17 protein-coding genes are annotated in these 17,196 nt (G+C 70.4%); 8 read left to right on the forward strand and 9 right to left on the reverse strand.

The window, feature by feature from the left end; all coding sequences use genetic code 11:
- The first annotated feature begins 143 nt into the window (after nucleotides 1-143).
- Nucleotides 144-695, forward strand: a complete 552-nt coding sequence (locus DT019_RS24155) for a GNAT family N-acetyltransferase (RefSeq protein WP_114039178.1) — start codon at nucleotides 144-146, stop codon at nucleotides 693-695.
- Between the two features lie 25 nt (nucleotides 696-720).
- On the opposite strand, the gene DT019_RS24160 is transcribed toward DT019_RS24155, so the two are convergent.
- The 6 genes from DT019_RS24160 to DT019_RS24185 form a co-directional block, all read right to left on the reverse strand.
- Nucleotides 721-2,295: a type IV secretory system conjugative DNA transfer family protein gene (locus tag DT019_RS24160; protein ID WP_114039002.1), complete on the reverse strand. Its 1,575-nt coding sequence runs from the start codon at nucleotides 2,293-2,295 to the stop codon at nucleotides 721-723.
- A gap of 1 nt (nucleotide 2,296) precedes the next feature.
- Complete coding sequence (locus tag DT019_RS24165; RefSeq protein ID WP_114039003.1) at nucleotides 2,297-3,715, reverse strand: ATP-binding protein; 1,419 nt, start codon at nucleotides 3,713-3,715, stop codon at nucleotides 2,297-2,299.
- Nucleotides 3,716-3,734: 19 nt separating this feature from the next.
- On the reverse strand, nucleotides 3,735-5,282 hold the full coding sequence (locus DT019_RS24170; protein WP_114039004.1) for an SCO6880 family protein: 1,548 nt from the start codon (nucleotides 5,280-5,282) through the stop codon (nucleotides 3,735-3,737).
- Nucleotides 5,279-6,631, reverse strand: a complete 1,353-nt coding sequence (locus DT019_RS24175; RefSeq protein WP_189389888.1) for a hypothetical protein — start codon at nucleotides 6,629-6,631, stop codon at nucleotides 5,279-5,281. The genes DT019_RS24170 and DT019_RS24175 overlap by 4 nt, the downstream gene beginning before the upstream one ends.
- Nucleotides 6,621-7,487 (reverse strand): hypothetical protein, encoded by an 867-nt coding sequence (locus tag DT019_RS24180; RefSeq protein WP_114039005.1) that lies wholly within the window; start codon nucleotides 7,485-7,487, stop codon nucleotides 6,621-6,623. The genes DT019_RS24175 and DT019_RS24180 overlap by 11 nt, the downstream gene beginning before the upstream one ends.
- A gap of 184 nt (nucleotides 7,488-7,671) precedes the next feature.
- On the reverse strand, nucleotides 7,672-7,980 hold the full coding sequence (locus DT019_RS24185; protein ID WP_053729027.1) for a hypothetical protein: 309 nt from the start codon (nucleotides 7,978-7,980) through the stop codon (nucleotides 7,672-7,674).
- Between the two features lie 410 nt (nucleotides 7,981-8,390).
- On the opposite strand from DT019_RS24185, the gene DT019_RS24190 reads away from it, so the two are divergent.
- The 3 genes from DT019_RS24190 to DT019_RS24200 all read left to right on the forward strand — a co-directional run bounded on the left by DT019_RS24190 (nucleotide 8,391) and on the right by DT019_RS24200 (nucleotide 11,430).
- The gene (locus DT019_RS24190; protein WP_114039006.1) at nucleotides 8,391-9,296 is read left to right on the forward strand and encodes a trypsin-like serine peptidase; all 906 of its coding nucleotides are present in this window, start codon (nucleotides 8,391-8,393) and stop codon (nucleotides 9,294-9,296) included.
- 234 nt (nucleotides 9,297-9,530) lie between these two features.
- Nucleotides 9,531-10,523: a bifunctional lytic transglycosylase/C40 family peptidase gene (locus DT019_RS24195; protein ID WP_114039180.1), complete on the forward strand. Its 993-nt coding sequence runs from the start codon at nucleotides 9,531-9,533 to the stop codon at nucleotides 10,521-10,523.
- Between the two features lie 202 nt (nucleotides 10,524-10,725).
- Nucleotides 10,726-11,430: a phosphatase PAP2 family protein gene (locus tag DT019_RS24200; RefSeq protein ID WP_114039007.1), complete on the forward strand. Its 705-nt coding sequence runs from the start codon at nucleotides 10,726-10,728 to the stop codon at nucleotides 11,428-11,430.
- Nucleotides 11,431-11,437: 7 nt separating this feature from the next.
- Here DT019_RS24200 and DT019_RS24205 read toward each other — a convergent pair whose 3' ends face one another.
- Both DT019_RS24205 and DT019_RS39730 read right to left on the reverse strand, forming a co-directional pair.
- Nucleotides 11,438-12,979 carry an FAD-binding oxidoreductase gene (locus tag DT019_RS24205; protein ID WP_114039008.1) on the reverse strand — a complete coding sequence of 514 codons (1,542 nt, stop codon included), beginning with the start codon at nucleotides 12,977-12,979 and terminating at the stop codon, nucleotides 11,438-11,440.
- Between the two features lie 91 nt (nucleotides 12,980-13,070).
- A complete protein-coding gene (locus tag DT019_RS39730) occupies nucleotides 13,071-13,223 on the reverse strand; it encodes a hypothetical protein (protein WP_189389890.1) in 153 nt (50 codons plus the stop codon).
- A gap of 89 nt (nucleotides 13,224-13,312) precedes the next feature.
- On the opposite strand from DT019_RS39730, the gene DT019_RS24210 reads away from it, so the two are divergent.
- Both DT019_RS24210 and DT019_RS24215 read left to right on the forward strand, forming a co-directional pair.
- On the forward strand, nucleotides 13,313-14,104 hold the full coding sequence (locus tag DT019_RS24210; RefSeq protein ID WP_114039181.1) for a hypothetical protein: 792 nt from the start codon (nucleotides 13,313-13,315) through the stop codon (nucleotides 14,102-14,104).
- Nucleotides 14,105-14,287: 183 nt separating this feature from the next.
- Nucleotides 14,288-14,503, forward strand: a complete 216-nt coding sequence (locus DT019_RS24215; protein ID WP_114039009.1) for a hypothetical protein — start codon at nucleotides 14,288-14,290, stop codon at nucleotides 14,501-14,503.
- 166 nt (nucleotides 14,504-14,669) lie between these two features.
- Here DT019_RS24215 and DT019_RS24220 read toward each other — a convergent pair whose 3' ends face one another.
- Nucleotides 14,670-15,014 carry a metal-sensitive transcriptional regulator gene (locus tag DT019_RS24220; RefSeq protein ID WP_114039010.1) on the reverse strand — a complete coding sequence of 115 codons (345 nt, stop codon included), beginning with the start codon at nucleotides 15,012-15,014 and terminating at the stop codon, nucleotides 14,670-14,672.
- Nucleotides 15,015-15,235: 221 nt separating this feature from the next.
- Between DT019_RS24220 and DT019_RS24225 the strand changes: the two genes are divergently transcribed.
- Together DT019_RS24225 and DT019_RS24230 are read left to right on the forward strand one after the other, a co-directional pair.
- Complete coding sequence (locus tag DT019_RS24225) at nucleotides 15,236-15,856, forward strand: DUF47 domain-containing protein (RefSeq protein WP_114039011.1); 621 nt, start codon at nucleotides 15,236-15,238, stop codon at nucleotides 15,854-15,856.
- Nucleotides 15,857-15,863: 7 nt separating this feature from the next.
- On the forward strand, nucleotides 15,864-16,862 hold the full coding sequence (locus DT019_RS24230) for an inorganic phosphate transporter (protein WP_114039012.1): 999 nt from the start codon (nucleotides 15,864-15,866) through the stop codon (nucleotides 16,860-16,862).
- Nucleotides 16,863-17,196: the final 334 nt, after the last annotated feature.

Genomic DNA, 17,196 nt, shown 5'->3' on the forward strand with positions numbered 1-17,196 from the left:
CTTTCAGCGCCGATGGTACTGCAGGGGGGACCCTGTGGGAGAGTAGGACGCCGCCGAACAAATTGTGGGGAAAGCCCCGCACCGGATCTGTAGGAATACAGGTCACGGTGCGGGGCTTTTTCGCGTTGTGGCAGTATCCCTCCATGGAACACGTCATACGCCCCGTGCGGGCCGATGAATGGCTCAAGGTCAAAGAGCTCCGGCTTGCCTCGTTGCTGGACCCCGCAGCACCCGTCGCCTTTCTCGACACGTACGAAAGCGCGGTCGCCCGGCCCGATGCGTACTGGCAGGAGCGGGCGGCCGGGGCTTCACAACAGGAGGGTTCCGTCCGGCAGTTCATCGCTGAGGGGCCCGACGGGGAGTGGGCCGGCCAGGTGGTGGTGCTGGTCGAGGCCGAGGGTGATGACGACGTGTTCGGGAACAGGATCGCCGCACCGCAGGCCCACCTCGTGGGCGTGTTCGTACGGCCCGGGCACCGCGGGGTCGGGCTGACCGAGCGGCTCTTCGCGGCCGCACTGGAATGGGCCTGGGCGCTGCCGGAGCCGCGCCTGCACCGGGTACGGCTCTTCGTGCACGAGAACAACCCGCGCGCCCAGGGCTTCTACCGCAAGGCCGGCTTCGTGCCGACCGGGGTCACCGCGTTGCTGTCCGGGGACGGTTTCTACGACCTGGAGATGGAGATCGTCCGGCCGTAGCCGTACGGGAGCGTACCGGCGTCAGTCAGGCGAGGGTCTCGGTCCAGCGGGCCCGGGCCTGTTCGGGGGAGCGGAGCAGGGCCAGGGTGGGCATGCCCAGGTTCTGGCCGGTCGACAGCAGCTCGGGGAGCCTGGGCAGCGGGGCCACGGCCGCGACGTCGTCCAGGACGAGTGTCATTGGTGGGTCGAGGCGACCGTCAGATGACCGTTCGGCCATGCGGCGGCCGCGCTCGACCACGTCTGAGGCGAGTGCCGTGAGCAGGGGCATCGCGGCGGGATGGGACCGGGGGTCCTCGATCGCTTCACCCACCACATAAAGGGTGCCCCCCTCGTTCACAAATGATTCCAGCGCGAGCGAATCCGCTCGGTTCGGGTTGCAGGCGTCGCGGATATGGATCGAGGAGAGACAGGCCAGAGCCCGGGCCGTCAACTGCTGGGCGATTTCCCGGCGTTCGGGGTAGGCGGTGAGGGCGGACTCCAGGAGCCCGGCGCCGCCGCTCTGGGCCTTGGGGTGGGTGCGGAGGATGCGTACCGCCTCCTGGGCGGACGTCCCCTGTGACCAGCGGTGCAGCTGCTTCATGGCCTTGCCGTCGCGGCTCTCCAGGGCGGCGGCGTGCAGCCAGCAGCGCAGGAGGGTTTCCGCGGTGTCCGCCATGGCGGCGTCCACGCGGGCCTGCGGGCGGACCGGGGCCAGGAGCGCGGCGGCCCGCGCGGCGGCGGTGTCGGGGTCTTCGCAGCCGGCGGTGGGGGACCAGTGCAGCCTGGCGGGGGTGTCGCAGCGGTGGGTCGGGTCGTAGACGTGTACGGGGCCGAGCTTTGCCCGGGCGTCCTTCGTCTCCGCCCACAGGACGGGGTCCGAGGTGACCACCAGGGCCGGGCCCTCCGCGTCCTGGATCGCCTGGAGGGCGGTGGGTCTTCTCGCTTCCGGGGCGCCGAAGAGGAGGCGGGGGGCCTGCTGTTCCGCCCGGGGGGCGGGGAGCTGTTCCCACGTGGCGGGGGCGGGCTCGCTCACGGGCGCGGGGTGCGGGTGTTCTTGCGGTGGTGCGGGGCTGGGTGCGACCGGCTGCGCGGGAGCGGCGAGCGGGGCTCCGGCGGGTGCCCGCTGTGTCCGCTCTTCCCCGAGGTCTCGGCTTCGCTCGGCCGGGGGAGGCCCCAGCAGCCCCGCGGAACGTTCGTCGACGCCCACGGGCGAGGGGAGTTCAGGGGAGGCACCCGCGACCCGGCTCGGCGCGTGCTTCGCTCTCGATCGCACCGCTCGCCAGCGGGTGAACGTGCCCAGGGCGAAGATCGTCAGGACGATCAGGACGAGGAGTTCGCCGATCAGGAGGCCCCAGAAGAGGCCGTAGCCCGAGAGAGCGGTCGGCGGGGTGTCGGGCCAGGCGGCCGGCAGGTCGTGGGGGGCGGTCACCAGGGAGCGCAGGGCCATCGGGCTGTGCGTGAACGATACGCCGGGGGGCCAGGCCCCCTGGGTGAAGAGGCCCGCCAGACCCGTGGCCGTCCACACCAGGACCGTGAGGCCAAGCAGGAAGGCCAGCAGGCCGATCAGGAGTCCGTCCGGGATGCCGCGCTGGTCGCCTCTCGGTGTGCCGGTTCCGCTCACGTCAGGCCACCGTGGACTCGGACGAGCCGGACAGTTGCTGTTCGATGAGCGCGGCGCGGCGTTCCGCCTCCGATTCGAGCTGGGAGTCCAGCTCCGAGGCCAGGATGTCGTCCGTGGCGGCGGACTCGGTCATGGCGCGGTCGGTGAAGACCAGCGGCCGTTCGCGTTCCGTGATCAGGTGTTTGACGACCTGGACGTTGCCGTTGACGTCCCAGACGGCGATGCCCGGGGTGAGGGTGGGGATGATCTCGACCGCCCAGCGGGGCAGGCCGAGGACGCGGCCCGTCGCCCTGGCCTCGTCGGCCTTCTGGGCGTAGATCGTCCTGGTCGAGGCCATCTTGAGGATCGCCGCCGCTTCCCTCGCCGCCGCTCCGTCCACGACGTCGGAGAGGTGGTGGACCACCGCCACGAAGGACAGGCCGAGACGTCGGCCGAACTTCAGGAGGCGCTGGAAGAGCTGGGCCACGAAGGGGCTGTTGATGATGTGCCAGGCCTCCTCGACCAGGAAGATGCGCTTCTTCCGGTCGGGGCGGATCCAGGTGTGCTCCAGCCAGACGCCCACGATCGCCATCAGGATCGGCATCGCGATCGAGTTGCGGTCGATGTGCGAAAGGTCGAAGACGATCAGGGGCGCGTCCAGGTCGATGCCCACCGTGGTCGGGCCGTCGAACATGCCGCGCAGGTCGCCGTCGACCAGACGGTCGAGCACCAGGGCGACGTCCAGGCCCCAGGCCCGTACGTCGTCTATGTCGACGTTCATCGCCTCGGCCGACTCGGCCTCGGGGTGGCGGAGTTGCTCGACGATGTCGGTCAGGACCGGCTGGCGGTCCGTGATCGTCCCGTTGACGTAGGCGTGCGCGACCTTGAGAGCGAAACCCGATCGTTCGTCCAGGCCGTGACCCATCGCGACTTCGATGATCGTTCGAAGCAGGGCGAGCTGGCCGGTCGTGGTGATCGCCGGGTCCAGTGGGTTGAGCCGGATGCCGCCGTCCATCGCGGTCATCGGGTCGAGCCGGATGGGAGTTATCCCCAGCTCGCGCGCGATGAGGTTCCATTCGCCGACGCCGTCCTCGCCCTGGGCGTCGAGCACGACCACCTGCCGGTCGCGGAACCTCAACTGCCGCAGCACATAGGTCTTCTCCAGGGCCGACTTGCCGTTGCCGGACTCGCCGAGGACCAGCCAGTGCGGGGCCGGGAGCTGCTGTCCGTACAGCTGGAACGGGTCGTAGATGTAGCCCTTGCCGCTGTACACCTCGCGCCCGATGATCACGCCGGAGTCGCCGAGGCCGGGGGCGGCGGTCGGCAGGTAGACGGCCTGGGCCTGGCCCGTGGAGGTGCGGACGGGAAGGCGGGTGGTCTCCACCTTGCCGAAGAGCAGGGCGGTGAAGGCGTCGGTGACGAGAGACAGCGGATCTCGCATGGCGGGTACTGCCTCTCAACTAGCGGCGGATGCCGGTCGCGAACGGCAAGGTGTTGACGAAGGCCCGATGGTGCTCGCGGTCGCACCACTCCAGCTTCAGGTACGACTTGCCGGCGGAGGCCCTGATGGTCCGCTTGTCGCGGGCCAGGGCCTCCGGCGAGCGCGAGGACACCGTGATGTAGCCGACCAGGTTGACGCCGGCGGCCCCGCTCGCGAGGTCCTCGCCGCGCTGGTCGAGGCGGCCGTGGGCGGCGATGTCGCGCGGGTCGACCGTGCGGTTCATCTTGGCCGCGCGGGACGCCTCCGCCTCGTCGTTGGTCTTCTCGGTGAGCATGCGCTCGATCGCGACCTCGGTGGGTTCGAGGTCCATGCAGACCGCCACCGTGCGGATCACGTCCGGCGTGTGGACGAGCAGCGGGGCCAGGAAGTTGACGCCGACCGGGGTCATCGGCCACTCCTTCACCCACGCCGTGGCGTGGCACCAGGGGGCCCGCGTCGAGGACTCGCGGGTCTTGGCCTGGAGGTAGGTGGGCTCCACGGCGTCGAGCTCGGCGGGCCAGGCGTTGCGCTTGGTCATGGCCTGGATGTGGTCGATGGGGTGGTCCGGGTCGTACATGGAGTGCACGAGCGAGGCGAGACGGCTCTGGCCGAGCGGCTGGCGTACCCGGATGTCGGCCTCCGCCAACCGGGCGCAGATGTCGGTCAGTTCGCGGGCCATGACGACCGCGAGGCCGGCGTCGCGGTCGAGCTTGCGGCCGTGGGGGTTGGCGGCGCGGGCCATGGCGTGGGCCTCGGCGGCGAGCTCGCGGCTGTACTGCATGCAGGCCACGAGGTAGGCGCGGTGCTGCTCGCTGGAGGTGGACACCATGGACTGGAGCTGCTCGTACGACTCCTGGAGCCAGGCCGGGGCGTTCTTGTCGCCGCGCTGGGCGACGTCCTTGGCGTGCGCGTCGGGGTCGGCGGGCAGGGTGCGGGCCAGCATCTGGAGCCTCGTCACGAAGCCGTCGCCGTTGGCGACGTGCTTGAGTAGCGTGCCGAAACGGTCGACCAGGGCTTCCTGGTCCTCACTGTCGCGCAGGCCGACGCCCGGTCCCTCGATCTCGATCGCGGCCGTCACGGTACGCCGGTCGGCGTGCAGCAGGACCGCGATCTCGTCGGGACCGAAGGGAGCCGCGAGCCAGTTGATGTGGCCGATGCCGGGCGGCGGCCCGACCTCGACCTCGCGCCCGTCGAGCCGCACCCCGGCCTCGGGCGCCCCCGAGCGGAAGGCGGTGCCGCGCCGGAGCGACCGCTTGTAACTGCGGTTGATCTCGAACCACTTGTAGAACGTGCGGTGCTTGTACGGCAGGTACACCGCGGCGAGCGCCAGGAACGGGAAGCCCATCAGGAGCACGATCCGCAGGGACAGGACGGGGACGAGCAGCCCGCACATCATGCCGAGGAAGGCGCCGCCGATGATCAGTACGATCTCGCCGGTCTCGCGGTTCTTGCCGACGACGGCCGACGGCCGGGCACGGCCGATCAGATACGTACGGCGGGGCGCGACCGGCTGGGACTGGGTCGTCAACGCCCTCCACCTCCAGTGTTCTTGTTACCTGTGTTGCGGCGGTGAGTGTGCGGCGTGCCCGACGTGGGAGCGGAGCCGCTGCGCGGCGTGGGTGCGGCGGAGGGGACAGTTCCGCCGCCGACCCCGCCGCCGGAGCCCCGGCTGCTGTGGGCGGACATGCCGCCGGACACGGCGTTCGCGGGGCGCGCCTGGGTGGCTCCGCCCCCCTGGTTGCCCCGTCCGCTGTGGGTCTTGATGCCCTGGGAGACGAGGGCGGCGGGCGAGGAGATGAGGGCGGCGGCCTGGGAGCCGTCGGTGGCCTGCTTGCGGTTGGTGCGGGCGGAGGCGATCTCGTCGCCGAAGCCGGGCACGAAGCGGTAGATCATCGCCGAGGCGAAGATCGCGAGCAGGATGATGGCCAGGCCCGAGACGACTGCCGAGAACGAGTCCGGGCCCTTGCCGGAAGAGAGCGCCCCGGCGAGCCCGAGCACGATCACGATGACCGGTTTCACCATGATCACGGCGATCATGATGCCCGCCCAGCGGCGTACGTGGCCCCACATGTTCTTGTCGACGAGCCCCGCGTACACGACGGTGCCGAGCAGCGCGCCGACGTACAACAGGGCGGCGCGGATGACCAGTTCGAGGAAGAGGACGCCCGCGGCCAGGATCGAGACGAGCGCGACGACGATCAGCATGATCGGCCCGCCGCCGATGTCCGTGCCCTTCTTGAGCGCGGCCGAGAACGACCCGAAGAACACGTCCGACTGGTTGCCGGTCGCGTTCGCGATGGCCTCCGTGACGGCGTCGGTCGCCGATACGACGGTGTAGAGGATCAGCGGCGTGAACGCGGAGGCGAGGACCGTCAGCCACAGGAAGCCGACGGCCTCCGAGATCGCCGTCGACAGCGGCACCCCGCGGATGGCCCGTTTGGCCACGGCCAAGAGCCACAGGACGAGGGTGAGGAAGGTCGCGGCGGCGAAGACCACGGCGTACTGGGTGCGGAAGCTGGGGTTGGTGAAGTCGACCGTCGCCGTCGACTTCACCGCGTCGGAGAGCTTGCCGACGATCCAGGCGGCCGCGTCGGCACAGCCCTTCGCCAGGGAGGTCAGGGGGTCGGCGGATTGGGTATCGGGTGGCGGGGTGGCTCCGCCCTTGCTGGAACCGGATTCGCAGTAGTCCCTGGCGGGGCCACGAATGAGGTCGCAGGCGTTGTTGCTCGGGCTCGGGCTCGGACTGCTGCCCGGTGACCCGCTCGGAGTGGGAGTCGGGGCAGCGTACGCCCTGGTCGCGAGCAGGATGGCCGCCGTCTGGACGGCCGTGAACGCGGCGGCGATCGAGAAGGCGCGGTGGGGCGGCTTACCGGGCATACGTGAACCCTCCGTACTGCTCCACGGCGTCGGACATGTCCTTGGCGGGAGCGGCGGCCTGGTCACGGCCGACGGGTGCCGGGCCGTCCTTCTGCGTAAAGTCGGTGATCTTCCAGTCCCCGCCGGTCCACTTGAGCTGGAACGTGTTCGTGAACCAGCTCTCCGACACTGGGTTCTTGGAGCCCTCACCAGCCATCCCGAACAGTGCCGAGTACCAGACCGACACGGTCGCGGTGGCACCGTCGAACTTGTCCGCCTTGGAGCCGACCGGGTTGAACCGGGAGATGAACGTCTGCCCAGCGGGCGCCGTGCCGTCCGGGTTGAGGCCGATGCGGGTCAGGAAATCCTTGCCGGAGTAGGCCTTGTCGAGGTCGCTCTGCCGGGCCGCCGCGACATCCGGGGCGTACACCGTGCCCACGATTTCGTGACGGCGGTTCGTGCTGTACATGCCGTCGGAGCCCAGCGCCACCAGGTAGTTGACGGCAGCCGACTGTGCCCCCTGCTCGTTCTGGGGGAAGCCGGAGGCGATGCCGGATTGTTTGCCCGGTACCGGCTTCGTGCCGGTGGCCGCCGTCGACTGGCCGTCCGGCTTCTTCGCGTTCTGGCCGTCCGCCGAGGCGCCGGAGTCGCCGCCCCGGTTCGCGAAGGCGATCGCGGCCACCAGCAGGACCACGACGCCCACCACCATGACGAGCGAGCGGCTGTTGCGCGGGGGGCGGCGGGTGCCGCCGTAGCTGTCGCCGGAGCCTTCCGGGAGGCGGGTGCGGGTCTGGCGGGTGCCGCCGAGCGTGCTGAAGCGGTCGTCGCCCGGGCCCGGGGCACCCCCGCCGTGGCCCGGCTCGTCGTCGAAACTCATGCCTGCGCCCCCTCGACCGTTGGCGGTTCCGCGTAGTACGACGGTAGCCGTGCTGGTACCCGCGCGGGCGCGGTGTAATGACTCGACATCAGGGAGACGCAACCTCTGCCGTTGGGCACGACGGACGGGTGGTGTGAGGGGGACAGAAGAACAGAAAGAGGGGAGCGGATCGGCTGACGTGAGGTCAGACGGCCATCCCGTACACGATGGTGAAGAGCGTGCCGAGTGAGCCGATGATGAAGACTCCGGTCAGGCCCGCCACGATCAGGCCCTTGCCCTGCTCGGCGCTGAACGTGTCGCGCAGCGCCGTCGCTCCGATCCGCTGTTTGGCCGCACCCCATACCGCGATGCCGAGGCAGAGAAGGATGGCGACCGCCATCACCACCTCCACCATGATGCGGGCCTCGTTGCCGAGCGTCCCGAACGGCCCCCAGTTGGGGGCGATTCCGCCGATGATGGTGGTGATGTCGCCTTTTCCGGCTGCCAGGTACATGTAACTCACCGCCCCTGTCGGGTAGTTCGAAGCCCCTGCCCCATGGCATGGGTCAGGTTCTATCTTCGCTGATGAAACCGGCGGAGTAGGACGCCTTGGCGCCTCTCTTTACCCGCCCCCGCACGCCAGTGCCGGTCGCACCGCCCTGACCTGCGGTGAACCGGTTGTATGCGGGAAACGCGTATGGTCACTCTGTGTATCACGCAGGGTGACTCCGGGCAATGACTGTCGTTGTTACACCCTTGGGCCGCTTGTCGTGTCGGCGGTCCGGGTACGGGTGCCCAGGCGACGGGCCGCTTCATAGAAACTTCTCAGAAAAGGTTCATGGTCGTTCTCAGCGGGGCCCGCGAGAGTCAGAGTGTTCGCAGTAGTCAGCAAGCAGGCCCGCCGACCACCAGGAGACGCACCGTATGAAGCGCACTGGCATCTCCGGGATGAAGTTCGCATCCAGGCGCGGACGGTTCAGCGCGCTCTCGGCCGCGGCGGTGCTGCTGGTCATACCCGCGTACGGGGACCATGACGTGGCGTCCAGGAATCTGACCGAGGCGGCACCGGCCACGGCGGCCAACGCCCGGGTGGGCGCCCTGTTCAAGGGGGACCTCGACGGCGGGCACTACTGCACCGCATCGGTGGTGCACAGCTCGGGCCACGACCTCATCGTCACCGCCGCGCACTGCCTTCCCCCGGACGAGTCGGAGGACGGCAAGGCGGTGTTCGTGCCCGCCTACCGGGACGGTTCGGCGCCGTACGGGACCTGGCCGGTGCAGTCGGTGTACGCGGACGACAGCTGGAACGAGGACGGCGACCAGGACAGCGACGTGGCCTTCGCGGTGCTCGGGCCCGGTTCGGACGGCGGCAAGAAGGTGGAGGACGTGGTGGGCGCCGCGCCGCTGTTCGCGGGCCGCACGACCGGGCAGTCCGTGACCATCACCGGCTACCCGGGCGACACCGAGGCCCCGCAGGTCTGCACGAACACGTCCATCGCGTACGGCGACACCCAGCAGCGCGTCGACTGCCCCGACTTCCCGGGCGGCACCAGCGGCAGCCCGTGGGTCGTGGCGGGCGGGGCGGTCGCGGGGGTGATCGGCGGGTACGAGTTCGGCGGCGACGACCCCGACGTCTCGTACAGCATCGTCTTCGGGCAGCACACCAAGTCGCTGTTCAAGCTGGCGGAGTCGGCGGGCGATCCGAAGCCTTCGGCGCCGATGGCGGCCATCAGCCCCCAACCCGTCGCCAGCAGTACGCCGCTGACGTCCGGTCAGCAGGCCGCCCAGCCGACGAGTCAGACGATTGCGTGCGCCTGCCTCCTTCCTTGATCATGCTGGACATCCCCGCCGCTCGGCGTTCGCGCCGGGGGCGGCGATCGCGTGCGCGGCGACCGGGCGGCCGCCCTTCGGGGACGGGCCCGGTGGATGCGGTGTCGTACGGGGTGATCCGGGCCCGGTGCGACGGATTCATGGCCGGATGAGCATGGCCCCGACACGAGTGCGGGCGAAGTGGCGGTGAACCCGGCCTTGATGGGGGAGGGTTGAGGGGTGCGCAGAGTCTGGGTGATCGGCGGGGTCGGGTTCGGGGTGTGCCTGAGCTTCGTCGCGCTGCTCGTGGTCGGTACGTACTCGGCCGCCGCCGGGCTGGCTTCGAAGGCGGGCGGGGCGGTCGGGCTGGCCAAGGGCGCCGTCCCGGCCGTCTACCAGCCCCTCGTGCAGAAGTGGGGCAACCTCTGTCCCAGTCTCAACCCGGCGATGCTCGCCGCCCAGCTCTACTCGGAGAGCGGCTGGAAGCCCAATGCCGTGAGCCCCGTCAACGCGCAGGGCATCGCCCAGTTCATGCCCGACACCTGGGCGAGCCACGGCATCGACGGCAACGGTGACGGCAAACGGGACATCTGGGACCCGGCGGATGCCATTCCGTCAGCAGCCTCGTACGACTGTGAATTGGCCAAATACGTCAAGGACGTGCCGGGCGACGCGAGCGACAACATGCTGGCGGCGTACAACGCGGGCGCGTACGCGGTCATCAAGTACAAGGGCGTCCCTCCGTACGCGGAGACCCAGGGCTACGTGAAGACCATCCGCTCGCTTGCGAAGAGCTTCGCCGCGCCCGTGGGCCGGGTGCAGCCCTCCCAGCAGGCGGCCGGGGCCATCTACTACGCGCAGCAGAAGCTGGGCACGCCGTACCTCTGGGGCGGGGAGGGGACGCCCGAGCAAGGGGGGCGGTTCGACTGCTCGGGGCTTACGCAGGCCGCGTACCAGAGCGTCGGGATCACGCTGCCGCGCGTCGCCAACGACCAGTACAACGCCGGCCCGCACCCCGCCCGCAACGAACTGCTCCCCGGGGACCTGGTGTTCTTCTCGACCGACCTCAGCAACTCGCGGGCCATCCACCACGTCGGCCTGTACGTCGGTGGCGGGTACATGATCAACGCGCCCTACACCGGTGCCGTCATCCGCTTCGACAAGATCGACGCGCCCGACTACTTCGGCGCGACCCGGGTCACCAAGGACGGCGCGGCGGCGCTGCCCAGCTTCAAACCGGGGGCTTGAAAAAGTCCACCCAGTGGCTGGAACTCTCCGTGAAGCCAAGGCCCTGAGCTGCGACGATGAGTCACTCTTCGATAACGTCGTCGTGATCATTCGGTGGAGAGTGGAACGCGGCGGCCGTGGAGGGCGTTCCCTGGACAGTGATTGATGTACGTACTGACCACGGGGGTTGGTAGCAGGACGGATCAAGGCAAGGGGCCGCAGCATGGCTGGACTCGCATTCGACGGAGCGAATCCCGATGTCAGCGTGCTCTACGACATCAACGGACTCGCCAAGGACGCCCCGTCCTGGTTCGACCGCGCCATGGCGTTCGTCGGGGAGTACGGGATCCTGCTCGGCCTGGTGCTCGTCGTGCTGTGGTGCTGGTGGACCGTGCGGCGCGGGGAGGACCGCCAGTCGGCGGTCACGTCCGTGGCCGGGATCGTGTGGGGCCCGCTGGCCGCTGGGATCGCCGTCCTGGTCAACATCCCGATCCGGGGCTTCGTGCACCGCCCGAGGCCCTTCCTCGACCACAAGGGCCTCGACGTCCTGGTCGAGGGGAAGACCGACTTCTCGTTCGTCAGCGACCACGCCACCCTCGCCATGGCGCTGGCGGCCGGACTCTTCGTGGCCAACCGGAAGTTCGGCCTCGTCGCCCTCGGCCTCGCCCTGTTCGAGGGGTTCTGCCGGGTCTACATGGGCGTGCACTACCCGACCGACGTCGTGGGCGGGTTCGCGCTCGGCACCGCCGTCGCGCTGCTGCTCGCCCCGCTCGCCCAGATGCTGCTCACCCCGCTGGTCGCGGCCGTCGCCCGCTCGCCGCGGCTCGGCCGCCTGGTGCACTCGCGCAAAGCGCTGACGGTGGTTCCGGCCGCGGCCGGCGGCCCGGTCGAGCACCCGGGGCCCGAGGAGCGCGACCTCGCGGCCTGACCGGCCGTCAGAGAGCTTGCGGGAAGTCGAAGAGCCGGGCCGGGTCGTACCGCTTCTTGAGCTCCGCAAGGCGTGGCGCGGCCGAACCGTAGTAGGCCGTACGCCAGTCGGCGAGGGACGGGTCCGGGTAGTTCTGGTAGGCGGCGCCCGACGCGTACGGGCGCATCGCCTCGTGCGTCCGGGCGAGCCAGGCCTGCTGCGTCGCCCCCGAGGTGCCAGGCCGCCAGGACGCGATGTACTGGACGAGCACCCGCGAGGTGCGGTGCACGAAGGCGGTGGCGTCCGGTGCGACCCGGTTGATCGCGCCGCCGAGCGCGGTGAGCACCACGGTGCCGCCGCCCCCGTTGTCCGCCGCCGCGATACGGGTGAACTCCTCGGCCCGGGTGAGGAGTTGGCGTACTCCGGCTGACGGGAGCGCCTCGGTGAAGAAGTCGGACCTCGCGGCGTACGTCTCGCGCTGGAGCACTCCTTGCGGGGAGCGGCCGGGAGTGCGGCCCGGCAGGTGGCACTGGTCCTGGCCGAACGTGGCGCACCCCGCGTACAGGAGCATCGCGTCCTGGAAGCCGGTGCGGTGCAGGGACACCGAGGAGGCGGGGGCGCCCGCGCGGTCGGCGAGGCGGTCGAGCGCGTTCTGCAGGTCGTCGTACGAACCGATCGAGAACGCCGCCACGTTGACGGTCGGGGCGGCGCCGCCCGCCGCGCCCGCCACATGGGCGGCGGACCAGATCTCGTCCGCCTGGTCCGGCCCCCACGCCTGCCAGGCCTCGATCACGCCCTGCGCCTGCCGCCAGGGCCAGGTCAGGTACGCGGTCACGCCCCGCGGAGCCTCGTGCGTACGGAAGGTGAGGCTCGTGACCACCCCGAAGTTGCCGTTGCCCGCGCCGCGCAGGGCCCAGAAGAGGTCCGCGTTCTGCTGGTCGTTCGCGGTCAGACTCCGGCCGTCGGCCGTGACGAGGGTCGCGGAGGTCAGGCTGTCGCAGGTCAGCCCGTACGCGCGGGCCGTGACGCCGTGTCCGCCGCCCAGGGTCAGGCCCGAGACGGCGACGGTGGGGCACGAGCCGCCCGGGATGGCGCGGCCGTTCTTGGCGAGGCCCGTGTAGACGTCGACGAGCCGGGCCCCCGCGCCCACGGTGCCGTCCCCCGCCACGCCGTTCAGCCGCGACACGTCGACGACGAGGCGGCCGGTGCCCGAGGACCAGCCCGCGTAGTCGTGGCCGCCGCTGCGGACGGCGAGCGGGGTGCGGTGGGCGCGGGCGTAGGCCAGGCACTCCTGTACGTCCGCCTCGTGGGCCACGTAGGCGACGGCGTCCGGCTTCTGGTCGTCGTAGCGGGTGTTGTAGAGCTGGCGGGCGGTGGCGTAGTCGGCGTCCCCGGGGCGCACCAGCTTGCCCTCCAGGGAGTGGGCCAGCGCGTTCCAGTCCGCGGGCGCCGACGCGGAGGGGCTGCGGGAGGGGGTGGCGCTGGGCCGGGGCGTGTGCTTGCCGGTGCCGTCGCAGGCGGTCGCGGTGAACGCGGTGGCGGCTGCGGTCAGGAGGGTGCGGCGGCGCATGAGGGGCTCCCGGGGGCGTGTGGGGCGCTGCGCTGGCTATTGCCCGCCCCGCCCGCTCCCGAACCGGGAGCCGCGCCCCGGGCGCCGGGACTCAGTGGGCGGGGTCGGTCGAGAGCTGGGGGTTGTGGGCCCGGGCGTCGGTGCGGGCCCGGTCACGGCTGCGGCGGGCCGGGCCCGTCCAGCCGCAGGAGCAACGGGCGATCGCGAAGCTGCCGCGTTCCGTGATGGTGGTCTGGTGGGGCACCTCACCACCGTACTGCGGGCGTGACGGGGGCCGTACCGGAGTCGTTAGGAGTGCGGGCTAGGCCAGTGGGCGTTGGGGGTTTGGCGACGATGGTGGTGCAACGGCACGGAGCCGGACGAGCGGGTGCGATCGCGGCCGCCGCGCTGGTGGGCGGGGTGATCGCGACCGTCGCCGGATGCGGCGCGGACGACGTGGAGGTCGCGGGCGGCGCCCAGGCCGACCCGGCGGCGATGGTGCGGATGGCGGCCGACCGCCTGGTGGCGGCGGGGACTTCGCAGGCCACCACCTCCATGGAGATGGCCACCGGGGGCACCCGGGTGACGATCCGCGGCCAGGGCACGTACGACTTCCGGCGCAGGACGGGGCAGTTGACGGTGGTGCTGCCCAAGGACGCGGCCGGGGCGGACGAGCGCCGCCCGATCACCGAGCTCCTCGCGCCCGGCGCGCTCTACATGAAGAACCGGGGCGCGGGGGTGCCCGCCGACAAGTGGGTACGGGTCGACACCGCCACCCTCGCCGACGGCAACCTGGTCACGGGCGGCGTCACCGACCCGTACACGGCCGCCGAACTCCTGCGCGGCGCCCACGGCGTGAACTACGTCGGCGACGAGGAACTCGCCGGGGTGAAGGTGCGCCACTACCGGGGCAGTGCCGCATTGCCCGCGAAGGTGGCGAAAGGGTTCTCCACGGGGGCGGTGCCCTTCGACGCGTACCTCGACGAAGCGGGGCGACTGTGCAAGGTCCGCCAGCAGTTCAGCTACGTCAACCGTGGCCGGCCCGTGGCGGTCGCCTCGACGACGCTGCTTTACGGGTTCGGGGCGCCGGTGAACGTGCGGCTGCCGGACGCGCGGGACATCTTCGCCGGGAAGATCCAGCCGTAATCAGCCAGAAATGGCCCCCTCGGGCGGGGCTGTGGTGGCGGAAATGGTCCGTCCGTGCCATGCGCGGTCCGTGTCCCCCTCCCTACGCTAGGAAGCCGACGATGGCGAGCAGACCGAGCGAACAGTCCGAGCCGGGCGGACAGACCCGGCGGACGACGGCGGGAAGAGGTCGAGGAAGAGGTGATGTGCGTGGCTTCGCTTCGCGGTGCGACCGTCCAGGACCACGTGGCCCTCGTCGAGATCGAGCTGTGCGGTGACCTGATGATCGCGGCCTCCGCCGCGGAGGGGGACCGGCTCAGCCCGGACCTCATCGACGAGGTGCTGAACGTGGGGCGACCCGGCCCCGCCGAACCGCCGGAACGGTCCGCCATCTGGGCCGGCCGCGACGACTGGGTCTAGCACGGGGACTTGAGGGCGCGGCGGGTCTTCCTTCCGCCGCGCCCCGCCCGCATCCGTCACGTCTGCCGCGACACGCCCGTGCCGGGAGGTCCTTGCGGGTGCGGCTGTCCGGGGTACGCCGCGTCCGGGCCCGTACGTTCGGGAAGGCGTGAGGCGCGGGGCTGCCTCACGTGCGCATCATGCGGGCGATCGCCTTGGTGGCTTCCTCCACCTTGGCGTCGATCTCGTCGCCGCCCTTGACCGCCGCGTCCGCCACGCAGTGCCGCAGGTGCTCCTCCAGGAGCTGGAGCGCGAAGGACTGCAGGGCCTTCGTGGACGCGGAGACCTGGGTGAGTATGTCGATGCAGTAGACGTCCTCGTCGACCATCCGTTGCAGGCCGCGGATCTGGCCCTCGATGCGGCGCAGCCGCTTGAGGTGCTCGTCCTTCTGCTTGTGGTAGCCGTGCACGCCGTGGTCGTGGTCGGTCAGGGGGGGCTCGACCGGGGGACCGGCTGCCTCGGTGGTCGTCATCGCGTCCTCCCGTTGTCTGCCATGTGCCTCGCGGCCTGCCCTGTGAGGCAAGGGGTTCGATACCCCTCATGGGTATATGGTAACGAATTTCCGGCTCCCTGGCGGGGGCCCGTGCTGATCACTGTGCCTGATGGGCGACACTGAAGAACGCCGGTTAGCCGTGGCCGGATGATGCGCCTAGCATCAGCCTGACCGAATCCCAAGCACTCCGAGGACCCCACGTGCGCTTTCGTCTGACCCCCAGGGAGACGAGCTTCTACGACATGTTCTCCGCATCCGCGGACAACATCGTCACCGGCTCGAAGCTCCTCATGGAACTGCTCGGAGCGGACTCCGCGTCCCGGGCCGAGATCGCGGAGCGCATGCGGGCAGCGGAGCACGCGGGGGACGATGCCACCCACGCGATCTTCCACCAGCTGAACTCCTCCTTCATCACGCCGTTCGACCGCGAGGACATCTACTCCCTCGCCTCGTCGCTCGACGACATCATGGACTTCATGGAGGAGGCCGTCGACCTGGTCGTCCTCTACAACGTGGAGGAACTGCCCAAGGGCGTCGAGCAGCAGATCGAGGTGCTCAACCGGGCGGCCGTGCTGACCGCCGAGGCGATGCCGAACCTGCGGACGATGTCCAATCTGACCGAGTACTGGATCGAGGTCAACCGCCTGGAGAACCAGGCCGACCAGATCCACCGCAAGCTGCTCGCCCACCTCTTCAACGGCAAGTACGACGCCATCGAGGTGCTCAAGCTGAAGCAGATCGTGGACGTTCTCGAAGAGGCGGCGGACGCGTTCGAGCACGTGGCGAACACGGTGGAGACCATCGCCGTCAAGGAGTCCTGACCCAGTCATGGACACCTTTGCGTTGATCGTGACCATCGGGGTCGCGCTCGGATTCACATATACGAACGGCTTCCACGACTCGGCGAACGCCATCGCCACGTCGGTGTCCACGCGGGCACTGACGCCGCGGGCCGCGCTCGCCATGGCCGCCGTCATGAACCTCGCCGGTGCCTTCCTCGGCAGCGGTGTCGCCAAGACCGTGAGCAAGGGGCTCATCTCCACGCCCGAGGGCAACAAGGGGATGGGCATCCTGTTCGCGGCGCTGGTCGGCGCGATCATCTGGAACCTGGTCACCTGGTACTTCGGGCTGCCCTCGTCCTCCTCGCACGCCCTGTTCGGCGGCATGGTCGGGGCGGCGCTCGCGGGCGGGATCACGGTGTACTGGTCCGGCGTGCTCGACAAGATCGTCATCCCGATGTTCCTCTCGCCGGTGGTCGGCCTGATCGTCGGCTACCTCGTCATGTGCGCGATCCTGTGGATGTTCCGCAAGGCCAATCCGCACAAGGCCAAGCGCGGGTTCCGCATCGCGCAGACCGTCTCGGCGGCCGGCATGGCGCTCGGCCACGGCCTCCAGGACGCGCAGAAGACCATGGGCATCGTGGTGATGGCGCTGACCATCGCCGACGTTCAGTCCGCCGGTGACGAGATCCCGATCTGGGTCAAGATCGCGTGCGCGGCGATGCTGTCGCTCGGTACGTACGCGGGTGGCTGGCGGATCATGCGGACGCTGGGGCGGAAGATCATCGAGCTGGACCCGCCGCAGGGGTTCGCCGCCGAGGCGACGGGTGCCTCGATCATGTTCGGGTCCTCGTTCCTCTTCCAGGCGCCCATCTCCACGACGCATGTGATCACCTCGGCGATCATGGGTGTGGGGGCGACCAAGCGGGTCAACGCGGTGCGGTGGGGGGTCGCGAAGAACATCATCCTGGGGTGGTTCATCACGATGCCTGCGGCTGCGTTGGTGGCGGCGGGGAGCTATCTGGTGGTGCGGCTGTTCTTCGGCTAGGCGTGTCGTCCGGCCGGGTCTTGTGCCCCACCCCGCCCCTTCCCCAAACCCTCCGGGGGCGGGAGGGGGCGGCGCCGTTTCCGGAGCCCCGCCGTTTCCGGGCCCCGCCCGGGAGGCCCTCCGCCGACGAGCACCCCGGGCCACCCGCGCCCGGCCCCCATTCATCCACAGGCTGTGGACGCCACTCGCACAGTTCCCCGCGCCCCTCGACCCCGGTGTCTTCTGCGCGCCGCGGACGGCTGTCCGCGCAGTTCCCCGCGCCCCTGAATGCGCCTTCGTCCGCGCGCCGCGTGTGGCTTGTCGCGCAGTTGCCCGCGCCCCTTTCAGACCGTCC

The organism is Streptomyces sp. SDr-06, assembly GCF_003324565.1.
Taxonomy (GTDB): domain Bacteria; phylum Actinomycetota; class Actinomycetes; order Streptomycetales; family Streptomycetaceae; genus Streptomyces.

Excerpts from the sequence above, each read along its gene's own strand:
- DT019_RS24155 (WP_114039178.1), top strand. The coding sequence starts at position 144 with ATGGAACACGTCATACGCCCCGTGCGGGCCGATGAATGGCTCAAGGTC.
- DT019_RS24165 (WP_114039003.1), bottom strand. The coding sequence starts at position 3,715 with ATGCGAGATCCGCTGTCTCTCGTCACCGACGCCTTCACCGCCCTGCTC.
- DT019_RS24175 (WP_189389888.1), bottom strand. The coding sequence starts at position 6,631 with ATGCCCGGTAAGCCGCCCCACCGCGCCTTCTCGATCGCCGCCGCGTTC.
- DT019_RS24180 (WP_114039005.1), bottom strand. The coding sequence starts at position 7,487 with ATGAGTTTCGACGACGAGCCGGGCCACGGCGGGGGTGCCCCGGGCCCG.
- DT019_RS24185 (WP_053729027.1), bottom strand. The coding sequence starts at position 7,980 with ATGTACCTGGCAGCCGGAAAAGGCGACATCACCACCATCATCGGCGGA.
- DT019_RS24190 (WP_114039006.1), top strand. The coding sequence starts at position 8,391 with ATGAAGCGCACTGGCATCTCCGGGATGAAGTTCGCATCCAGGCGCGGA.
- DT019_RS24200 (WP_114039007.1), top strand. The coding sequence starts at position 10,726 with ATGGCTGGACTCGCATTCGACGGAGCGAATCCCGATGTCAGCGTGCTC.
- DT019_RS24205 (WP_114039008.1), bottom strand. The coding sequence starts at position 12,979 with ATGCGCCGCCGCACCCTCCTGACCGCAGCCGCCACCGCGTTCACCGCG.
- DT019_RS24210 (WP_114039181.1), top strand. The coding sequence starts at position 13,313 with ATGGTGGTGCAACGGCACGGAGCCGGACGAGCGGGTGCGATCGCGGCC.
- DT019_RS24215 (WP_114039009.1), top strand. The coding sequence starts at position 14,288 with ATGTGCGTGGCTTCGCTTCGCGGTGCGACCGTCCAGGACCACGTGGCC.
- DT019_RS24220 (WP_114039010.1), bottom strand. The coding sequence starts at position 15,014 with ATGACGACCACCGAGGCAGCCGGTCCCCCGGTCGAGCCCCCCCTGACC.
- DT019_RS24230 (WP_114039012.1), top strand. The coding sequence starts at position 15,864 with ATGGACACCTTTGCGTTGATCGTGACCATCGGGGTCGCGCTCGGATTC.